Here is an 18,615-nt window from a genome sequence, read left to right as displayed (position 1 = left end):
TGTAACGGAGATGCCGGCGGACAGTTTGCTATCTAGCGATTGTTTGTAGCGTTGTTTTGGGGTGTCGAACCGTTGTTGCTAGCTTGGCTGGGAGCATTTTCTGCCGGTGTTTGACTTGTTTGCTCGCTACAGTCAGGACCCTTTGGATTTTGCTTTACGAATTCTTCGATGCTCTTAGCAACTTTACCATCGCTATTTAGGTTTTCCCAGAATGTTACTTGGTCGCGGTTGATTAGCATACGGTCAAGTGGGGAATGAATTTGCTGACAACCGAGTTTTACCAGTGTGTAGTCTCCGGTTGCTTGCTGTTGGCCGCTTGAGCCGGTGGCTGCATTTTGTGTTAAATAGTAGACGTTGGTTATGTCTAGGTATTTGCTGTTAAGGTTTTGGATGTCACCAAAGTAGACCTGGCCATTGTTTAGAAAAACTGCTTGGTACTGCTTCTCTTTCACGTAGGTGAATTCGTTACCGCCAGAGTTTCCACGGGCAATCAAAATGGTAATGAGCAGTAATAGTATTGCGACACCGAAAAGCGTAGCAACATAAAGAACATTGAGCCACTTTGGAGTGTCACTACTAGCCACTTTTTTACCAGCCTGGTGAGGCTGTGGAGGTGTCACGGTCGCGCTGACTGGCGCAACGGAAGCCTCTTGTTTGTTCGAAGGGTTTGAACCAAATTGTCGAAAATCCATTTTTCCACCTTTTAAGACGTTAAATAGTTACAACCATAAGTGTAATACACTAGCCATCTTCAGGCAACACCAAATCCCTCAAGCTGTTGTGATTGGTGCCAAAGGTGTTGACAAACAGATTGCCACCGATGTATGTTAGGGATACTAACTTAATGTTATAGAGGGGAGATGTACGCATATGGCATACACGCACAAGAACTCAAAAGGTGTTACTTACCACCTAAACTCAAAGAAAGTCACACTTCGCGGCGGTAAAGAACAAACCATTTACTACTTTAGCAAAGACAACCGCCCAGAGGCATCTGACCTACCAGAAGGCTTTAGCGTGAACGAAAACCCACGCAATGGTTTCCTGACCGTCAAGCGCAGCTAAGTTACGTCGTTAAAAACTAAAACGTCCGGTGATTTACCGGACGTTTTTGCCTAGGTAGTTACAGAGAATTTTAAGCGTCGTGGTACCCTATTATAATGAAACAAAATGCATCCATAGTGACGGTAACAGGCTTAACGAAAAAGTACGACGGCAAGGCTGTCGTAGATGGTATTAGTTTTGAGGTTCGCGAGGGTGAGATATTTGGTATTTTGGGGCCAAACGGAGCAGGCAAGACGACTCTGCTGGAGATGCTTGAGACGCTCCGACCGATAGACGGCGGCTCGGCCACTCTGAATGGTTTGGATGTGTCCTCTGAGCAGAGTAAGGTAAAAGCGCTTATAGGTGTGCAGCCGCAGTCACCATCTTTTGAAGAAAAAACGAAACTTACTGAGCTGCTAGAATTTTTCTCGGCTGCTTACTGCGAAAAAGTAGATACCATGAAGTTTTTGCGGGATCTACAGCTTGAAGACAAGGCCAAAAACTACGTTGAGCAGCTTTCTGGCGGTCAGCGCCAGCGTTTCTCTATTGCTGCGGCACTAGTGCATGGGCCGAAAGTTTTTTTCTTGGACGAGCCGACAACAGGACTTGATCCTCAGGCGCGCCGGAATCTCTGGGAGCTTATACAGGAAGTGCGTGACCGCGGCGTGACAGTGATTATGACTACACACTACATGGATGAGGCTGAGCTGCTCTGCGACCGTGTTGCAGTGATGGACGAGGGGAAGATTATTGCTCTCGATACGCCAAAAAATCTGGTTCGGGCGCTACTGAAAAGGGGCTTCAAGAAAAAACAGCACGTCGAACAAGCCAACTTGGAAGACGTGTTTATTGACCTCACAGGAAAGGCACTTAGGGACTAAAGTATGAAAAAAGCTTTTTTGCCAGTACTAACCTTTGCCAAAATCGACATTCGTCGCCTTTTCCGCGATAAACTGGCGATATTTTTCACGTTTGTTTTCCCTCTACTATTCCTCTTTGTTTTTGGTGGTATATTTGGTCGAAACAACACAAGTGTTAGCTTCAACGTTGCTTTTTTGAACCGGTCGAACACGGAGTTTGCCAGGCAGTTTGAGCAAATGGGGCAAAAGGATAAGGTGTTAAAAATAGATTCCCAGGTGAAAAATCTGGATGAAGCGCAAGAAAAAATGAGCCGCGGCGAGCTAGACGCTACTATTATTTTACCGCCAGAATTCGGTCAAGTGGGTGCTAAGGGTTATCCGACGGGAGAGGCACAGGTGCTGTACAACAAAAGCAATGAGCAGGGTGGTCAAACGCTTGCCTCAGTTCTAAACAGTATATTTGAAGGCATAAACAAACAATTTGTCCCTACCGAAAAGCCCTTTACTGTTACGGCAAAGTCCACCGCCAAACAGGGTCTAACCCAGTTCGACTATGTGTTTGCTGGGCTGCTAGGGTTCTCGCTCCTTGGCGCTGGCATATTTGGCCCAACCAGTGTGTTCCCGAAACTGAAAGAAAGGGGAGTCTTACGTCGCTACCATACGACAACGCTTAAGGTATGGCAGTATTTTCTCGGTAACGTCATATCCAACACGTTTGTAGGGCTCATGTCAATCGTCACCATGTTCGTGGTTGGCCTGACGGTGTTTAATCTGAACATGCGCGGCAACTACCTCGTGCTTGGTTTGCTAGTTACTTTCGGTGCGATCATGCTCTTTGGGATAGGTCTTGCGGTGGGTGGTTGGGCCAAAAACGAGCGCCAAGCAGCGCCGCTGGCACAGATTATCACCTTTCCCATGATGTTCCTTTCTGGCAGTTTCTTCCCTCGTTTCCTCATGCCTGAATGGCTACAAGGGGTCACGAACTACCTGCCACTGACACCAGTGATTGATGGCGCTCGGCTTATCATAACCGAAAACCGCGGTGTTTTTGATCTGCTACCACAGTTTGGCATTATTCTTGGCTGGACAATCGTGGTCTATATCCTCGCCTTTCGCTTCTTCCGTTGGGAATAACAGGGGTAAAAAGGCTGCATAAACTATTGAAATAGCTAGAGTTAATCCAATTGTTTAAGCTCCACGCCTCTGAAGGTTTCGCTCCCTCTCACCTAATGCAGGAAGGCGCTAACAGTGGTGCTTACACCGAGCTGGGTTACAATAGTTAGATAATGACGTATGACCAGGTAGATAAGCCATTCTTTATTTTGGCGCCGATGGATGATGTGACTGACACTGTGTTCCGGCAGGTGGTGGCTGATTGTGCGCCTCCCGACCTGTTTTTCACAGAGTTTGTGAATGTCGATGGTCTGATGAGCCCAGGACGTCCTCATTTACTTAAAAAGCTCCGTTTCGCTAAAAAAGAAGGGAAAGTGGTGGCGCAGCTGTGGGGGCTAAAACCAGAAAACTTCCGCGCCGTGTGCGAGCAAATAGCCAATGGCTCTTTGGCCCGTGAAGTCGGCCTGCCTCCGAGTGTAAATTTCTTTGGGGTTGATTTAAACATGGGCTGTCCAGCCAAAAGTGAAGTAAATAACGGTGCGTGCGCCGCTCTGATACGCCCCGAAAACCGTGAGTTAGCAGAACAAATCATTGCCGCTGCTCGCACTGGTCTGCGTCAAGGACGGACCCTGACGCAATTGCCGCTCAGTGTAAAAACGCGCACGGGCTTCAGTGCGGTCGATATGACGTGGTTTGATTTTCTGCTACGTCAAAACCTGGACATGCTTACCATACACGGTCGGACTCGTAAGCAAATGAGCAAGGTGCCAGCTGACTGGAGTTTAATAAGTAAGGTGCGTGAAATGCGCGATGAACTAGGCGTCAGTACGCTAATTGTCGGTAACGGCGACGTCATGAGTCGTGAGCAGGGCGAGCAGTTGGCGAAAAAGTATAAGCTCGATGGCATCATGATCGGTCGTGGCATATTCCACAACCCCCTGATCTTCTTGCGTCAAGGCCGGACCCTGACACGCACAAAAAGCGAACAAAAACAGTGGGGGGACTATCTTGTCGAAGAGAGGATTGATCTGTTTCGCAGACACGTTGTGCTTTTTGCGGTGACGTGGCGGCGCGGCGAGCAGCCTATTCACACCCTCAACAAATTCTGCAAAATTTACATCCAGGGTTTCGACGGCGCCAAGGAGCTTCGCGAGAGGCTAATGAAGGCCGATTCGACCGACGAAATCCTGGCTATGTTGAGCCTATATAAGATATAGTATCGTCATGCACGTGAAAGCGGTTCTATCTGATTCGGACGGTACACTCGTAGATACAGTTCAGCTGATTCGTCATGGTCAGTTCGCGACACTCAAAAAGTATTTAGCGCAGAAAAATGTACCTAGCCAGAATGTGCCGCACTACAGCGAGTTTGTCGCTGCTCTAAATGAGTCTGTCGGCGGAAGCGCAAAAAATACCCTTGAAAAAACTGCGAAACTACTTTTTCATAATCGGTCAGATATTTTAGATGCATTTGATTTTGATGCGCTACATGACCTGTTAAACCCCATTCAAGATAGTCTCGCTTCCACTTACGTGAAGCCCTACGACGGGTTATCGGAGTTACTTCACTCTCTTGGAAGCCTGCATATAAAATTTGGAATATTTACTAGCGGTAGTAAGCATCACATTGTTAGGAATTTGGGAGTAGCCTTACCAGAGCTTGTGCTCAGTAATCTTTACCAAGATAGTTTTCGGAGCGAAGACGAAAAGTTCAACATATTTGTCTCACGGTTCAAAGAGACTTTTCATTTACCAGATTTCAGCGTAGTGACATGCGAGCTAGTGGACGCGCACAAACCTGACCCTGCCAGTCTTCAGTATGCAATGGAAAAACTTGCTGTAAAGCCTGACGAGTGCCTTGTGCTGGGAGATCATGCAGTTGATATGCAATCCGGGGCCAATGCGGGTATATCCCAACGAGTGGGTATATCGCATGGTTTTCACGACAGCAAAGCCCTGGAGCTCGCGGGCGCAACAAAGATCATCACTTCCCTTGATGAGCTGAAAGACATGCTAAAATCAAGCGTATGACAGCAGTAGCGGTACTTGGGTTGGGGATTATGGGGCATGGGATTGCTGATAATTTCTTGAAAAACGGTTATGCCGTGATGGTATGGAACCGTTCACCCGAGAAAGCAAATGACCTTGTTTCGCGTGGGGCGCAAAGAGCAGCATCGGTCGCAGATGCTGTTCAGTGTGCAGATATTGTTTTTGAAGTAACTGCGAACGATGAATCTGCGCACGAGGTGTGGTTAGGCGAAGGTGGCATTATTTTCAACGCAAACCCCAACCAAATGCTTATCACCTGCGCTACTTTATCTGTTTCATGCGTCGACGAATTGGCTAAAAAATGTGCCGAAAAGTGTCTGACTTTTTTTGACATGCCCATGACCGGTAGCCGTGCTGGCGCAGAAGGGGGTACAATGGTTTTGCTCGCAGGTGGTGATGAGAAAAAGATTAATGAGGTGAAGCCTCATCTGGAAAATATTGCATCCCAGGTGAAGTACTTTGGATCAGCCGGTTCTGGGATGCGCATGAAGCTAGTGCTGAACTGCCTGCAAGCAGTACATTTGGCGGGGTTTGGCGAAGCTATGCGGCTTGCAAAAGCCTTGGGATTAGACGAAAAACAGACCGGGGAAATGTTAGCCGAAAAACCAGGTGGCGCGACCACGCAAATGGTGTGGCGTGATTACCGAAATCACCCAGAACCTATAAATTTTGCAGTAGAACTAATCGCCAAGGATGAAACCTATGCGCTCCAAAACATTGATCAAAACAAAACTCCACTTATAGCATCAACGCTTGCTTCCTACCAAGAAGCAATCGCCGATGGTCATGCCCAAGACGACTGGACGTATGTGGCGCGGTAAGCTTAACCCATATTCTTAACGGCTGTTAGAAAAGTGCGACATCTACTACAAGTGTTTTTGCTTGAATGACTGTTAAAATATGCGTTTTTTGCGGCCGATAACGTAGGCGGTGAGGACGGTAATGAGGCAGATGACGAGTAGGCCTAGGAAGGTTTTCGGATTTTGTGCGTGAGGTAGGCCAATGTTCATACCGTACATGCTGAAAAACATGGTCGGGATGGAAATAAACACACTGACCATGGTCAGGATTTTTATAGTGCGGTCGAGGCTGTGGGAACTTATAAGCGTGTAAGTTCGGCGTATGGACACCAACGATTTAAGATTAGATTCGCACGTTTGGATTGATTGTTCATTGTTAAGTATGACCGTGTTCACCAGGTCGCGGTGATGGCTAAAAGATGGGATATCTTTGTTTGTTAGCAGGTGTCGTAGCGTCGTGTTAGTCGGTCCGAGTGAACTGAGAAAGTCATTCATATCGTCTTCTATGTGTACAAAACGTACGAATGAATCAGGCCCAAGTGCCCGTTTGCCAATATTGCTCAAAAGTCGATGAATTTGTTTGCTTGAATCATGAATAAAGCGGTCGTACTGTGCGTCGATGTGCAGGAGCACAAGAAGCATGATGTAGACGGGATCGGCACTGTTTTGCTCTAGATTCCTTTCGGCCAATATTTCTTGCAAGCTTGGTAGTTTTTCAAGACTGACGGTTAGTAGCTTGGCTTGATTTAGGGCAAAGAGAATTGGCGCAGTTTCTATGTCGCCAGCGTCTGTTTCGTACGCAAAGCGAGTAATAATATACGTAAAGTCGCCAACTGTTTCAACGCGGGGAATTTCATCTCGGTCAAGGGCATCGTGCACGAAGCGCTCGGCAAGTCCGTACTCAGAACAGAGCACGTCTATTTCGTGATCGTCTGGTGCTTCGGCATGTACCCAAAAGCTGGATTCGGCCGATTCTAAATTGCGAACGCTGTTCATACTGGAGATAGTATATATCGCTTATGTCAATCTGGATACTGCTTATGCTCACGCAAACTTCCGACACCCCAGGCTGGTCATTGTCACCCGTAAGTTCTTTTGCTGGATGTCTATAGAGCTACTGCTCCACCCACTTTAGATAAACTGTCTTTTATTAATCACTCGTGGTTTTCTGTGGAGAGAGTGCAACTTTGCGTATGACCAGCAAACGGCAACTGATGCTCGGGTACTCTGACCTGTTTGCAACTCGGTTCGGCTGAGGGTAGTCAACCGGCAGAGCATAGGGTAATATGGTAGACATGATTGAAGCAAAAAATTTATCAAAACGGTACAAGAAAAAAACAGCCGTAGACAATCTGAGCTTCAGCGTTGAGCCAGGCAAAGTTACTGGATTTTTAGGGCCAAATGGTTCAGGTAAATCAACTACCATGCGGCTCATGCTTGGGCTGGACAAGGGTGGCGGTGACACGCTGTTCGACGACAAGCCGTTGCGCGAACATGCACAGCCTTCAAAAACTGTGGGTATACTACTGGAGGCAAAGGCTTTTCACCCGAGTCGTTCAGCGCGTAATCATCTGCGAGTGCTTGCAAGTGCCGGGGGAATTCCACAATCGCGTGTGGATGAAGTGCTCGACGTTGTCGGGCTGAGGGACGTGGCCAAGAAGAATCCAGGCAAATTTAGCCTTGGGATGAGCCAGCGACTTGGCATTGCAGCTGCAATATTGGGCCAGCCGAAGTATCTTGTACTTGATGAACCGGCCAATGGCCTTGACCCGGAAGGCATTGCCTGGCTGCGTCATTTTATAAAAAATTATGCAGATGAAGGTAATGCGGTATTCGTCTCAAGCCACCTGTTGAGTGAAATGGCGCAAATGGCAGACAGTGTTGTGGTAATTGGCAAGGGGAGGTTTATTGCCGAAGGATCTGTTGCGGATTTGGTAGCGGGCAGTGCTCATGGTGGAGTTTTTGTGCGGAGTACAAATGAAGTGAAGCTCAAGGAGGCACTGCAAGCATCTCGGGTAAAATTTGACACTGAGGGAGACGGGTTTAAGGTGTCGGGTAAGTCGACCGACCAGATTGGCAAGCTACTTTTTGAAGCCGGTTTGCCAGTACTGGAACTTGCGCGGCAGGACGCTTCGCTCGAAGAAGCGTTTTTGGAGCTCACTGCTGGGAAGAATGAGTTTGAAACCAAAGGAGTAAAGGAATGATCGCTGCCATTCGTTCGGAAATTCGCAAATTGTTGTCGTTGCGTTCGACGTATATTATCTTCGGTCTGAGTTTGCTTTTTGTAATGCTCATGGACGGGGTTGTTACCGGCTACAATCACGTGCATTTAGACGACACTTTTGTCAACTGGCTGATTACTTCAACTCTGCAAGGCACAAGCTTTATCCTAGGGCTTATTGTTCTGCTGCAGGTCACCCACGAATATCGCTATAACACCATTGCCTATACACTGACGTTGGCGCGGCGGCGCACCTCAGTTTTTCTCGCGAAAGCGCTAGTTTCATCGTTGGCCGTACTCATCGGAGCTGTCTTGTTTGTGGCCACCGGCGTTGCGAGCGGACTTATAGGTTTAGCTGCAAGTGGCGCGAGTCTGCCAGAGCAAAGTATTTTGTGGGGAGATATACTCCCGAAAGGCAGCGTGTATGTTTGGGGCGCTGGTATGTATGCTCTCATTATTGGCTTTTTGCTCAGGAATCAGGTGGGCGCAATTGTTATGTACCTATTCGGCACCGCTATAGTCGAGCAGCTGTTGTCGTTACTTCTCAAAGATAGTAGCGGCTATTTGCCGTTTCGTGCTCTCGAAAACAGCCTACTTACTGGAGATATAGCGACGACATTTACGCCCGAGAAGTCGATGGCAATAGTTTTTGGCTGGATTGTTGCTGCTGGTGCAACAGCGTGGTTACTTTTTATGCGCCGTGATGCCAATTAGCTCAGCAGTGTAATCGTTATTTTCTCAAGTACGCACGCATTTCGCATTATTTAGGCTGCTTGCCCGCAGAGCCGTGAAGCATTGCGGGTTTGTTCAGCCTCCTGCACATTTTTCCTTTCAGCCGTAACTTAATCACGGCTTCTTCCGTGCTTTGAGGAGAAAATGTGTGGAACGTTTGGTCTCTCGTGGTGGGGGTACTTGGATTTGAACCAAGGACCAATCAGTTATGAGCCGACTGCTCTAACCACTGAGCTATACCCCCACCAAGAGGGACTAAACCAACCAGATTATAGCAGATGACAGGGGTGATATACTAGAGGGGTGAAGATACATACAAAAATAGCTAACATGGTGCATACCTACCAAGAGCCAGTGAAGGCGTATTTACTAAGTATGAGGGACGTACGAAATGTCGGAACCTTGGCTTTTGTTGTGCTTGTGCTGCTCATAAGCTGGAGCGGGGTAAGAGCCATAGAAACAAACTATCGGCTGCAGCAGGAAGTCGCGCGCATGCAGGAGCAAAACGAAGTAAAAAAGTTACAAAATGAAAACCAAAAATTGGAAAACCAGTATTACACAACACCTCAGTACAAAGAAGTTACAGCCCGGCAAAACCTCGGGCTCGCCTCGCCAGGCGAAACCGTTCTACTGGTGCCAAAAGACGTTGCCCTAGCGCATACCGTAATCATGCCAAATGAAAGAGCAAAGACATCTCCTGCCAAAAAGAAACCATTCTACCAAAAAAACTTCGAAGCCTGGATCGACTTCTTCTTCCACCGTACTCCCAGCTTGAGCCGCCCATAGTACTCGGTGTAATATGACGATCGCGTAAAGAAGTAAACTGTCGGTCGAAATGTGTAGGGTAGCGCGCTCCATTTTTCGCTGCATACGTGTTATGTTGTGTATGATGCGGTGACTGAGAATAGGTGGTCGTCTGCAGGACGGCAACGGTAGCATTATGCCTGCCCCGCATCTCCACACTAACCATGACTGCACAAGTTTGACATAGTTGAGCACCTCTGTTAAACTTATAGCTAACGTCACTAGTCGTCATACGTCGCGGGATGGAGCAGCGGCAGCTCGCATGGCTCATAACCATGAGGTCCCAGGTTCGAGTCCTGGTCCCGCAACCAAGCATAAGCATTTTGACCTCAGAGAAATCCGAGGTCTTTTTCTGTTATGATTAATTAATGGAAGAAACTCAAAGATCACCTGACCCTGGAGTTAATCCATTAACGCTAGAGTCTGATCCAAAGCAGCAAATCTCACCTATCACCAAAAAACAGCAGGCCTCCGTGTACGCTATGGAACAGTCGCCTGCCGAGGATATTAGTAGTCCGATAGTGTCACATAAAACAAAGAAGATCCTAAAGTATGCCCTTATCTCGATTGCTGCCATCCCTGTGATTGTTATAGGGGGGTACATTATTGTCTTTGTGCTATATGGTTATATAAAAATGTCCAAACTACAGAATGCCGCCAACAATAAATTAGAAAAGCTTGAACAAATGCTTTCAATTGATAGTAAAGTAACCGACGCAAGAGGAATAGTTGATGGAGATGTCTTGACGGCATATAATGATCCGGCACAATCAAGTTCTGCATATCTTATATTTGAGAATAAAAGTTATTTGCGTGAGATAGAAACTAAATTGGCTGAGGCTATGGCAAAAGAGGGTTTCAAGAGGGACGGCGGGGATAGAGCCCCCTACTACAAGACGACCAGTCCAGCGTATTCAGGGAACCGATTAGACAATATCAATCGGATTGAAATGAGGTATTCAAACAACCAGGATGCCATAAAGATTACTTACGAACTGGACAAATACTATGCTTGCCCCAAGGATTACATGTGCGAAAGGACAGAAAAGTCTAAGCCATCAGAAAAGATATACGACATTCGGTGGTACGCTTCCGTGCCTGTGGTCAAAGTATCTGTTAGATATGCTGATAAAAATTACTACCTGACCCGGTTGTAAGACTTGATAACAGCATCCGTCTACTTAATTCTGTAAGGATATCGTTCCAGTGTGAATGTGCTTGGGCTCCCAGAGAAAAAGGACTGCTGAAAGGTAATCCTTTTTCTTTGGTTCTTGGAGTTTGATTAGAGCCTAAGAGGTTCGGTCGTTAGCCACAGTCCCCAGAATAGCGGGCGGCTGGATTGATGGGCGCTGTTCTGTCCCCGTAACCAAGTCAGACTGTCAGATACGAAACGGTTCCAGAAATTGGAGCAGTTGTTGGTTCCCTCGGTTAATTCGCTGCAGTCTTACATGGACCTGCGTATAGAACTCAAGACCTTTGCAACATTGCAGCAGGCACCTGCGTATGCCTAAGTGTACTCGCTTCTTCCTGGCTCCATCAAAGCAGTAGTGCCGCCGTAATATACGGCGCACACTGCTAAGGCTAACAATGGCTGTGCCGTAGGCATCGCCAACTCGTGTCAGGTGGTACCACACCACCTCAGCACAACGTTTGAGTCTATGTCGTAATTCAAGTATCCGAGTCATGAGTTTATGAGCCATGTACATCGCAGTAGGTGGTTTGCTTTGCTGTACACACGGGCTGGGCGGTTGGGATTGTCGAACTGAGCATGCTCATTGAGCTTGTCCCACTTCTGCTTCCATCTCCAGATGGTGGTACGGTGTACACCGCAACGGTTGGCAACAATCTGCAAGGGTATTCCCTCACACACAAGCAACCGCATTGCCAAAGCTCTCGCTTTAGGTAGGTTAGGGTTGATAGAATAGGCCATGGTAGGCTCCTTCCTGTTAGATGTAATGCTCTTACAGTTTAGGATGCCTACCTTTTAGGTTGCAAAGGGGGTGAGTTAGTACGGACGGCAATTATCCCCTCTAAGCAAGTAGAGCTATTGCTTGTTCATTGAGATCAACTGATTGCTCAAACGATCAACCTCTGCATTGGCTTGCTCAAACTCACGTATTAGGTGGTCATCAACACCTTCAACTAGGATTTGTTTTTCGTGTAGTTTTTCTGCAATTTTGGTAGCCCTGTTAAGCGCTGCTGTATACTCTTCTAAAAATTTAGCGTCCATTATGTTCTCCCTCGTTATGTAACTATTATACGCCTCTGTTGTACCGTAGAAACTTCTTATGGTAGAATTATAAAAGCAGTTTAATAATGTGGTGCTGGTCAAATTACGCGAATACAGCCGCGGATGTAAATGGAAACCTTTTTGGTTTCTGAACATCCGCGGCTTTTTTGTTTACAGCATCTCAACTGCCGTTATGGGGATATAGTTTAACGGTAAAATGGCAGGCTAGTCACCTTGCAGATCGGGGTTCAACTCCCCGTGTCTCCACCATAAAATACAAATTCAAAACAAAAGCCAGTAATAGAAAAGCCCACTACGCAAATAGTGGGCAGGCAGGCTAGTCACTTCCTAGTATAGCAAGTGACTGTTCCAAGCGCTACCCTTCGACTTAGCTCATCTAAAATCTTTCCGAAATAGTATTCGTTAGCTCATTAATAATGTTTCCAAAAAGCTACCTCTAGCCCTACGCTGTCAGGACTATGAGTACAAACGGAAAGAATTATCAAATGAGCAGATTATCCCGCCAGGAATATCTTGGCGTAATGCGAAAGAAATACAAACGTCTCAAGAAGAACCAGAAAAAGAACCCAGCAAATTACTTAGTGACGTGGTAGACATTACTGGCTATCACCGAACCTATGCTAGCGTCTTGCTGCGCTCCCCGCCGCCCAAGGCGATTATCCGTAAGCCGCGGACTGCTCGCTATTCGGTCGAAACTAAGCAAGTTGTTTTGCTACTCTGGCATGCCACTAGTAACATCTGCGCTGAACGCTTGCAGCCATTCATGCCAGAGCTTTTAGATAAGCTAGTAGCGTGCGGCGAACTGGCCGTAAGACCCGAAATCGATGATCAGCTTAGGCAAATTAGTCTAGCTACTGTTAAACGCATTGTCTCCCGCGAGAAGCGACGCAGCATCATCCGAATTGGCGGTACAACCAAACCAGGTAGTCTGCTAAAACGGCAGATTAGTGTGCGTTATGGTCGCTGGGACGAAACAACACCGGGTTGGTGCGAAACAGACACCGTAGCCCACTGTGGCGACACATTAGCTGGCACGTTTATCTACAGTCTAAATTTAACGGATGTAGCTACTAGCTGGAGTGAGCAGGTGGCTATTATGGGCAAGGGTGAACGAGCGTCTGTAACTGGCCTTGACAGTGCCCGTAAGCGTTTGCCGTTTAAACTACTGGGTATTGATTCGGACAACGGCAGCGAATTCATCAATTGGCACATGGCGCGCTATGCTAAGAATAATCGATTAACCTTTACCCGTTCTAGGCCATACAGAAAGAACGACCAAGCCCATGTCGAACAAAAGAACTGGACTGCCATACGGCAACTAGTGGGTTACCAACGTATGGACACAAATGAACAGCTAGAAAGCCTAAATGACCTCTACCAAAACGAGTGGAGGCAGTACCTTAATTTTTCCAACCAACTATGAAAGTTAAAGAAACCGTTAAAGACCAGGCTACGGGCAAGAAAACCAAACGCTATTACCCAGCTCAAACACCCTACCAACGGCTGATGAGTCACCCTAACGTCAGCGACAAGCAGAAAGCCATGCTACAATCACAATATGACAGCTTGAATCCCGCGAAATTACAACGTGAGATTCAACGGAAACTTAAAGCTTTAGAAACTAGTTTCAGCAAGATTGTTAAATGAGCTAATACGCCCTTTTGAACTTCAAAAGGTCTATTAAATATACCCAAAGTGGATTTGCTTTAAGAAATGAAAAATTATATAATACTGCACGATAAGCTGTCTAGACTTATGAAATACACCGTAAAACAATTACTGGTGGATTTTCCTGACGATGCTGCGTGCTTTGAATGGCTCGTGCAGTACCTGTACCCAAATGGAATAATCTGCCCCAGGTGCGATGATGTGACCAAACATTATAAAGTTTCAGGTCGCCGTTCTTACGTTTGCTCAAAATGTCGCCATCATCTTTACCCGCTTGCAGGCACTATATTTCATAAGTCACGCACGCCCCTAACGGATTGGTTTCACGCTATTTATATTATGAGTACGAATAAAGCTGGTACGAGCGCTCGGCAAATACAGCGTGAGATTGGTGTGACGTATAAAACAGCTTGGCGAATGATGCACCAAATCCGCTCTATGATGGGTAATCAAGATACAAAGTTAGAAGATAACGTAGAGGTAGATGAGGCTTACATTCATCCGAATACCTACAAGAGATCGTCTGCTAGGCGTAAATATGGAACAAATGCTGGACGTAAAGGAGAGATACTATTTGGAGCAGTGCAGCGGGGTGGTGACGTAAAGATATGGCACGTTAAATCATCTGGTGTGCGTGTTTTAAGACCCCTCATACTCAGCAACGTAAAGGATGGCTCAATAGTTCACAGTGACGGTCACGGCTCGTACAGAACACTTCCGCATTATGGTTACGAACATAGAACAACAAACCACGAGAAACACGAATACTATACGCCCGAAAGCTACACGCAAAACATTGAAAACGTCTGGTCACACATAAAGCGTGGCATCAAAGGTGTCTATCGGCACGTTAATCCAGGCTACTTACAGCTTTATGCAAATGAATATGCGTGGCGGTACAACCACCGCCAGCACAAGGTATTATTTTGGCATCTACTAACAGATGTTATTTCGCCGCAGGTTTCTTCTTTTTCGGTACAGCAGCGGACGGCTGCTTACGCGCGACCTGCTTTAACACATCAAAAAACTGTTTCTTAGTCGGTTGCTTTTTCTTTGTAGCTGTCATTGCTTTTAATTATAACTCTTATGCGTGCCAATAGTGATTTGGGCTAATTGAGTAATACGGAATTGTAACCAGTCCTACGCCTATAAGACAGAGGAATATGTGCTTTGTGATGCTATGACCTTTTTGTTCGCGTACATAGTTTGGCTTTGGTCTGTTTGCTTGTTGTGGGGTGTCCATTCTAACTCCATTTCTTTTTTAATAAAAAAGGACAGCCATCGCTGGCTGTCTAGACCCACAAAAAGGTTTTATCCCTATTGCTTTTTAGCAAATGGCTGCCCATTTTCGGGATAAAAAATGGCTTCTTGTGGTTCTAGACAATGTTCATTATAACATCGGTGTTGTTTTATTTGTACAATTATTAGTTACTTGCTCTGAGGGGATAATTGCCGTACGGACCTGTTGTATTAAGGAATAAATCATTGTAAAATAACATCATGAATATAATAATTTCCGCTTTGGGGCGCTATGAAGTAAATGGTAAACCAGACGATGCAGATGTAGTAGTTGGGCATTCTTTTGGCACCTTAATCGGCGAAGGCAGTGCGAATCGTGCTATTGCAGATTTTGCTCTTCAGGCTGCTAACGGGCGACCGATTGTAGCTGACCGAATGTTAGTCAATGCCTTCCCTAATAGCGGTGAAGATGTTGATCATGTGGTCGAGGGCCCAATTTCCAATGGCGTAGGCCAAGGAGTTGGTTCGTGGGGCACTCTTGTAGCAGCCAAAGCATTTATGGAGCGCGAAGGTTTGAGCTCTGCTCTTATGGTGGGGCAAGCTCATCACATAGGTAGAGTTGCCATGCAAGCCAAAAGGCTGGGTATCCACTCAATCATACCGGCGAATCTTCCTAATCGTTTCGACCCTGAATCTGAGCAGCGCTGGACGCGCTCTTTGGGAATGTGGCTTCCTCGGGAGGTCGTTGGCTCTTTAGTGCTCCGACTACAGAATAAACTGTAGGTTTGAGATCTAGCTATCGACTCGAATAGTACGATTTCAGTACAAATTTCGGTTCCAACGAAGTAATTCAAGAGAAATGAAATTCCAATTCGATTGCACGTACGCAACCAAGAAAATACCCCAGCTTACACGGGGTTTTTTCTTGGTTGCGGGCGCGAGACGCGCAGTAGTTTACTTCCCAGATGCCGCAGCGGAAAAAGACGAAGCCCGCTGTCCTGATCCCGCACTTAACCCGAACTCGGTGTTCAAAAGGGTGGGGCGCTCTAAAAGTATTCGCTCTCGCTCGCCTAGCGTCTGATGGCGCTAAAAGTGGTGCTTACAGCGAGTTGGGTTTATCGGATTGTACGCAAAAACGCAGCGCCGTAGAGCACCAGGAGTCGGCGTCATAGAGTTTTAGTCGTTCTCTCTCCTTCGTAAGACATCCACGAAGAATTTTACTGTCGTGGCGTTGATTTCTCTCATCGCTAATGGGTATTTGTGGTAGCCGTGAGTTGTGTCAAACTCACAGTATGTCGTCGGCTGGGGCGCTAGCAGAGCCATTTTACGAATGTCTTCAAGCGATACTGAGCGGTCTCGGGTGCCTGCGATAAATAATGACGGAATACGTAGTCTGGGTGCTTCATTACTCGCATGGTAGGTTTGGCGGTCAAGGTAAAAGCTGTACGGCAGGCGAAGGTCATGAAAATGTTCGTTGCTAAATGATTGCCAGCCAGTTGATTCCCATGCCTCTTTTTCACCTGGTTTTATCATTTTTGGCCCAGACGACGGCTGACAACAGCAGACTGCTTTGAAGCCAGGATAGCGTACGGACGAGGCAAGCGCTACAAATCCACCCATGCTATGACCCCATATCGCTATACGGTTGGGATTGACTCCTGGCAACTCTTGCGCATATTGCAGTACATCTTCTACCGCAGAAATGTAGTTTGTCACGGTGTAATCATGCTCAAACGTGCCGCCTGACTCACCTGACCCTGGTGCGTCAAACCGCAGGGAGGCAATGCCAGCATCAGTCAGCGCCTTAGACAATGACGTGATGTGTTTTTCTTCCTTCCACCCCGTAAAACCATGCAGCAAAATCGCCAGCGGAATATCTAGTTTGATTGCCGGTGTATCAAGCAGCCCCGCTATTTCCAGTCCAAGTTTTGTACGTATCTTCACGGCAGTCGTCATAGCCCCAGTATACTCGAGCACAAATGTCGGTCACACTTTGGTTCGGTTTGATAACATGAATGTGTGGCATATTAACTACCGCATCTATACGTATACGGCGCCTCCACAGACTTAAAACTTTACTCCCGCAACGTACGTGATTACTTAAGGCAGCTGTCGTATTTCTTGGCGAAAGCTAAGGTATTTGTGTAGTGACGGGAGAGACCGTGATTCCGAGCGATGCCCTTCTGATGCATCTCTGCTTGCAAGTTTTGATACTCAGCGCTGTACCCCTGGCGAAGTTCGGGTGCGGCGGCGCAAATGGCTGGCCAAGCATCGGGAGAAAGGTTTGCGAGGTAGCTCGTATCGAGTGAAATGCTGCGATTTTGTCGCTCAGCAATGTTTTTGTGGGCGATAATTCCTTCCGGATTTAGGACAGCAGCGGTCATGAGCACGCCGACTACAATATACCAGCCGCTTGCGTACAACTGCCGCGAGTTCAGCTTACCCCACAACCAGACAATCAGCGCTACGCTACCAAGTAAGATGCACACGAGGCCAAGACGAGCAACGAAGCGAGCCATTGTCCATCCGTAAGTTGCCTCGTACAAACTGAGTCTTTTCCAGGCCGAAAGTATGACGATGCTGTTCAAAATAACAAGTGCCGTTGCCAGTGCTTTTGTGCGGGTATGGGCACTTGTCTTTAGTGCGGTCATGACGTATTTGATGACTGCGCTAGCGAGCAGGGTGGCGACGAGCAGCTGACCGTAGCCCCGCTGTGCGTATGTTGCATAGGTAAGACCATCCGGAAGAGTGCCGCCGGCAAAAAGATACCGAAGTTGTAGCACGACAAAAGCAGCAAATATAATCGATAGCGTCCACAAGATAGTATCGGCATCGCGGAGGGTAAGGGTGGGCTTGATGACTGCCGGGGAAACTTTGGCCGGTTGCGGCTTCAAGAGTAGCAGGAGCGCCACCATAGACAGAATTGCCCAAAAGCCGAAAGTAAAGAGTCGGCCAACGTTGTAACCCTGCAGCCGGTTGCTCAGTGAACGGAAAATATCTCCAAGCCAGCTAAAGCCACTGCTGAATATTTGGTCGGCCGATGCAAAGAGAGCCACGAAAACTACTCCCAATATAACAGCACCCACAATGCCCCGGTTAATTTTTATGCGCTTGTCGGTTCGCCTGCCTAAACCATCGGAAAGATCTTTCGGCAAGCTTAAGCAAGCGCGCCTGAAGCGCGAGAAAAGTAGTGGGATGCGTGCTACGAGGGGGATGTCGCGGTAGTTCTCCACGAACGCCGTAGTAGCTAATAATCCCAGTGAAACAAGTGAAATTACCACAGACCAAAACTGGACGAGTGGCGCAACTCGCCAAACCACAAGGGCAGCATTTATGAGTGCGAGTGTCGTATATGTGACGGGCAGACGGAGTTGTCGATTTTGAGCGATGATTGCTAGTAGGCAAATGCCAGCCCACAGTCCGACGAATATAAAGAAATTTAATCCAAAAATAGTTTGCCGCACCAAAACATCGGTAATCATTCCGAGTATAAGACCAACAAGTATTACTTTAAGGGTGAAATCTCTGCTTAGCTGCATATCTACACATTTTACCACTCAATATATAATGACCTGCTACATTCTCCATAGAATCACCAGAGGGAACCGCAATAACGGGTGTAGGAAAAGATCTGATCGACATGTATTGTTACACAACAATATGCAGCAATAGTAAACGAGCCGTATAACAAATATTGACAAATCGTAAGTATTTTGCTATAATGAGTACCAGTTTTGAGAGTGCACTACGAAATACGCACTCAAAAAACAAAAAGTACAAACTAACCACCTTTCTACATATATTGTGCATTCGTATACATACGGCGCTCAAGTG

The 18,615-nt window shown here is 46.9% G+C and carries 20 protein-coding genes and 3 tRNA genes; 16 read left to right on the top strand and 7 right to left on the bottom strand.

The features are described from left to right. Nucleotides 1–32 precede the first annotated feature (32 nt). Entirely contained in the window at nt 33–692 is a 660-nt protein-coding gene (locus IPL85_01640; protein ID QQS20136.1) for a hypothetical protein, read from the bottom strand. Nucleotides 693–870: 178 nt separating this feature from the next. On the opposite strand from IPL85_01640, the gene IPL85_01635 reads away from it, so the two are divergent. The 6 genes from IPL85_01635 (at nt 871) to IPL85_01610 (ending at nt 5,887) form a co-directional block, all read left to right on the top strand. Next, nucleotides 871–1,065, top strand: a complete 195-nt coding sequence (locus tag IPL85_01635; GenBank protein ID QQS20135.1) for a hypothetical protein — start codon at nt 871–873, stop codon at nt 1,063–1,065. A 95-nt stretch (nt 1,066–1,160) separates the two neighbouring features. Further along, nucleotides 1,161–1,925 carry an ABC transporter ATP-binding protein gene (locus IPL85_01630; protein QQS20134.1) on the top strand — a complete coding sequence of 255 codons (765 nt, stop codon included), beginning with the start codon at nt 1,161–1,163 and terminating at the stop codon, nt 1,923–1,925. A gap of 3 nt (nt 1,926–1,928) precedes the next feature. Next, nucleotides 1,929–3,038 (top strand): ABC transporter permease, encoded by a 1,110-nt coding sequence (locus tag IPL85_01625; protein ID QQS20133.1) that lies wholly within the window; start codon nt 1,929–1,931, stop codon nt 3,036–3,038. Nucleotides 3,039–3,190: 152 nt separating this feature from the next. Beyond that, the gene (locus tag IPL85_01620) at nt 3,191–4,234 is read left to right on the top strand and encodes a tRNA-dihydrouridine synthase (GenBank protein ID QQS20132.1); all 1,044 of its coding nucleotides are present in this window, start codon (nt 3,191–3,193) and stop codon (nt 4,232–4,234) included. Nucleotides 4,235–4,241: 7 nt separating this feature from the next. Continuing rightward, nucleotides 4,242–5,048: an HAD-IA family hydrolase gene (locus tag IPL85_01615; GenBank protein QQS20131.1), complete on the top strand. Its 807-nt coding sequence runs from the start codon at nt 4,242–4,244 to the stop codon at nt 5,046–5,048. Beyond that, nucleotides 5,045–5,887, top strand: coding sequence for an NAD(P)-dependent oxidoreductase (locus tag IPL85_01610; GenBank protein ID QQS20130.1), 843 nt, complete (start codon nt 5,045–5,047; stop codon nt 5,885–5,887). Before IPL85_01615 ends, IPL85_01610 begins: the two co-directional genes overlap by 4 nt. Before the next feature lie 72 nt (nt 5,888–5,959). Here IPL85_01610 and IPL85_01605 read toward each other — a convergent pair whose 3' ends face one another. Then, nucleotides 5,960–6,862 carry a magnesium transporter CorA family protein gene (locus IPL85_01605; protein ID QQS20129.1) on the bottom strand — a complete coding sequence of 301 codons (903 nt, stop codon included), beginning with the start codon at nt 6,860–6,862 and terminating at the stop codon, nt 5,960–5,962. 299 nt (nt 6,863–7,161) lie between these two features. Here IPL85_01605 and IPL85_01600 point away from each other — a divergent pair, with 299 nt between their 5' ends. Together IPL85_01600 and IPL85_01595 are read left to right on the top strand one after the other, a co-directional pair. Then, complete coding sequence (locus IPL85_01600) at nt 7,162–8,070, top strand: ATP-binding cassette domain-containing protein (GenBank protein ID QQS20128.1); 909 nt, start codon at nt 7,162–7,164, stop codon at nt 8,068–8,070. Continuing rightward, nucleotides 8,067–8,801 (top strand): ABC transporter permease, encoded by a 735-nt coding sequence (locus IPL85_01595; protein ID QQS20127.1) that lies wholly within the window; start codon nt 8,067–8,069, stop codon nt 8,799–8,801. Before IPL85_01600 ends, IPL85_01595 begins: the two co-directional genes overlap by 4 nt. A gap of 186 nt (nt 8,802–8,987) precedes the next feature. Here the strand turns inward: IPL85_01595 and IPL85_01590 are convergent. Then, nucleotides 8,988–9,063, bottom strand: a tRNA-Ile gene (locus IPL85_01590). Nucleotides 9,064–9,122: 59 nt separating this feature from the next. Between IPL85_01590 and IPL85_01585 the strand changes: the two genes are divergently transcribed. The 3 genes from IPL85_01585 (at nt 9,123) to IPL85_01575 (ending at nt 10,780) form a co-directional block, all read left to right on the top strand. Continuing rightward, on the top strand, nt 9,123–9,605 hold the full coding sequence (locus IPL85_01585; GenBank protein QQS20126.1) for a septum formation initiator family protein: 483 nt from the start codon (nt 9,123–9,125) through the stop codon (nt 9,603–9,605). Nucleotides 9,606–9,859: 254 nt separating this feature from the next. Further along, nucleotides 9,860–9,934 (top strand) — tRNA-Met (locus IPL85_01580). A 57-nt stretch (nt 9,935–9,991) separates the two neighbouring features. Next, the gene (locus IPL85_01575; GenBank protein QQS20125.1) at nt 9,992–10,780 is read left to right on the top strand and encodes a hypothetical protein; all 789 of its coding nucleotides are present in this window, start codon (nt 9,992–9,994) and stop codon (nt 10,778–10,780) included. 524 nt (nt 10,781–11,304) lie between these two features. Here IPL85_01575 and IPL85_01570 read toward each other — a convergent pair. Together IPL85_01570 and IPL85_01565 are read right to left on the bottom strand one after the other, a co-directional pair. Next, nucleotides 11,305–11,553, bottom strand: a complete 249-nt coding sequence (locus tag IPL85_01570) for a helix-turn-helix domain-containing protein (GenBank protein QQS20124.1) — start codon at nt 11,551–11,553, stop codon at nt 11,305–11,307. A gap of 114 nt (nt 11,554–11,667) precedes the next feature. Next, complete coding sequence (locus tag IPL85_01565; GenBank protein ID QQS20123.1) at nt 11,668–11,853, bottom strand: hypothetical protein; 186 nt, start codon at nt 11,851–11,853, stop codon at nt 11,668–11,670. Nucleotides 11,854–12,048: 195 nt separating this feature from the next. Between IPL85_01565 and IPL85_01560 the strand changes: the two genes are divergently transcribed. The 5 genes from IPL85_01560 (at nt 12,049) to IPL85_01540 (ending at nt 15,564) form a co-directional block, all read left to right on the top strand. Then, nucleotides 12,049–12,123 (top strand) — tRNA-Thr (locus tag IPL85_01560). A 337-nt stretch (nt 12,124–12,460) separates the two neighbouring features. Beyond that, complete coding sequence (locus IPL85_01555) at nt 12,461–13,297, top strand: integrase (GenBank protein QQS20122.1); 837 nt, start codon at nt 12,461–12,463, stop codon at nt 13,295–13,297. After that, the gene (locus tag IPL85_01550) at nt 13,294–13,521 is read left to right on the top strand and encodes a hypothetical protein (GenBank protein QQS20121.1); all 228 of its coding nucleotides are present in this window, start codon (nt 13,294–13,296) and stop codon (nt 13,519–13,521) included. Before IPL85_01555 ends, IPL85_01550 begins: the two co-directional genes overlap by 4 nt. Before the next feature lie 108 nt (nt 13,522–13,629). Beyond that, complete coding sequence (locus IPL85_01545) at nt 13,630–14,580, top strand: IS1595 family transposase (protein ID QQS20120.1); 951 nt, start codon at nt 13,630–13,632, stop codon at nt 14,578–14,580. 462 nt (nt 14,581–15,042) lie between these two features. After that, nucleotides 15,043–15,564 (top strand): hypothetical protein, encoded by a 522-nt coding sequence (locus IPL85_01540; GenBank protein ID QQS20119.1) that lies wholly within the window; start codon nt 15,043–15,045, stop codon nt 15,562–15,564. Nucleotides 15,565–15,957: 393 nt separating this feature from the next. On the opposite strand, the gene IPL85_01535 is transcribed toward IPL85_01540, so the two are convergent. Both IPL85_01535 and IPL85_01530 read right to left on the bottom strand, forming a co-directional pair. After that, entirely contained in the window at nt 15,958–16,737 is a 780-nt protein-coding gene (locus tag IPL85_01535; protein QQS20118.1) for an alpha/beta fold hydrolase, read from the bottom strand. A gap of 140 nt (nt 16,738–16,877) precedes the next feature. After that, nucleotides 16,878–18,320: a DUF4173 domain-containing protein gene (locus IPL85_01530; GenBank protein ID QQS20117.1), complete on the bottom strand. Its 1,443-nt coding sequence runs from the start codon at nt 18,318–18,320 to the stop codon at nt 16,878–16,880. Nucleotides 18,321–18,615 lie beyond the last annotated feature (295 nt).

The sequence above is a fragment of the Candidatus Saccharibacteria bacterium genome, assembly GCA_016699955.1.
GTDB lineage: Bacteria > Patescibacteriota > Saccharimonadia > Saccharimonadales > UBA4665 > JAGXIT01.
The sequence above is the reverse complement of the archived record's forward strand: the minus strand, read 5'-3'. Positions and strand labels throughout refer to the sequence as shown.

Excerpts from the sequence above, each read along its gene's own strand:
- IPL85_01640 (QQS20136.1), bottom strand. The coding sequence starts at position 692 with ATGGATTTTCGACAATTTGGTTCAAACCCTTCGAACAAACAAGAGGCT.
- IPL85_01635 (QQS20135.1), top strand. The coding sequence starts at position 871 with ATGGCATACACGCACAAGAACTCAAAAGGTGTTACTTACCACCTAAAC.
- IPL85_01630 (QQS20134.1), top strand. The coding sequence starts at position 1,161 with ATGAAACAAAATGCATCCATAGTGACGGTAACAGGCTTAACGAAAAAG.
- IPL85_01625 (QQS20133.1), top strand. The coding sequence starts at position 1,929 with ATGAAAAAAGCTTTTTTGCCAGTACTAACCTTTGCCAAAATCGACATT.
- IPL85_01620 (QQS20132.1), top strand. The coding sequence starts at position 3,191 with ATGACGTATGACCAGGTAGATAAGCCATTCTTTATTTTGGCGCCGATG.
- IPL85_01615 (QQS20131.1), top strand. The coding sequence starts at position 4,242 with ATGCACGTGAAAGCGGTTCTATCTGATTCGGACGGTACACTCGTAGAT.
- IPL85_01610 (QQS20130.1), top strand. The coding sequence starts at position 5,045 with ATGACAGCAGTAGCGGTACTTGGGTTGGGGATTATGGGGCATGGGATT.
- IPL85_01605 (QQS20129.1), bottom strand. The coding sequence starts at position 6,862 with ATGAACAGCGTTCGCAATTTAGAATCGGCCGAATCCAGCTTTTGGGTA.
- IPL85_01600 (QQS20128.1), top strand. The coding sequence starts at position 7,162 with ATGATTGAAGCAAAAAATTTATCAAAACGGTACAAGAAAAAAACAGCC.
- IPL85_01595 (QQS20127.1), top strand. The coding sequence starts at position 8,067 with ATGATCGCTGCCATTCGTTCGGAAATTCGCAAATTGTTGTCGTTGCGT.
- IPL85_01575 (QQS20125.1), top strand. The coding sequence starts at position 9,992 with ATGGAAGAAACTCAAAGATCACCTGACCCTGGAGTTAATCCATTAACG.
- IPL85_01570 (QQS20124.1), bottom strand. The coding sequence starts at position 11,553 with ATGGCCTATTCTATCAACCCTAACCTACCTAAAGCGAGAGCTTTGGCA.
- IPL85_01565 (QQS20123.1), bottom strand. The coding sequence starts at position 11,853 with ATGGACGCTAAATTTTTAGAAGAGTATACAGCAGCGCTTAACAGGGCT.
- IPL85_01550 (QQS20121.1), top strand. The coding sequence starts at position 13,294 with ATGAAAGTTAAAGAAACCGTTAAAGACCAGGCTACGGGCAAGAAAACC.
- IPL85_01545 (QQS20120.1), top strand. The coding sequence starts at position 13,630 with ATGAAATACACCGTAAAACAATTACTGGTGGATTTTCCTGACGATGCT.
- IPL85_01540 (QQS20119.1), top strand. The coding sequence starts at position 15,043 with ATGAATATAATAATTTCCGCTTTGGGGCGCTATGAAGTAAATGGTAAA.
- IPL85_01535 (QQS20118.1), bottom strand. The coding sequence starts at position 16,737 with ATGACGACTGCCGTGAAGATACGTACAAAACTTGGACTGGAAATAGCG.
- IPL85_01530 (QQS20117.1), bottom strand. The coding sequence starts at position 18,320 with ATGCAGCTAAGCAGAGATTTCACCCTTAAAGTAATACTTGTTGGTCTT.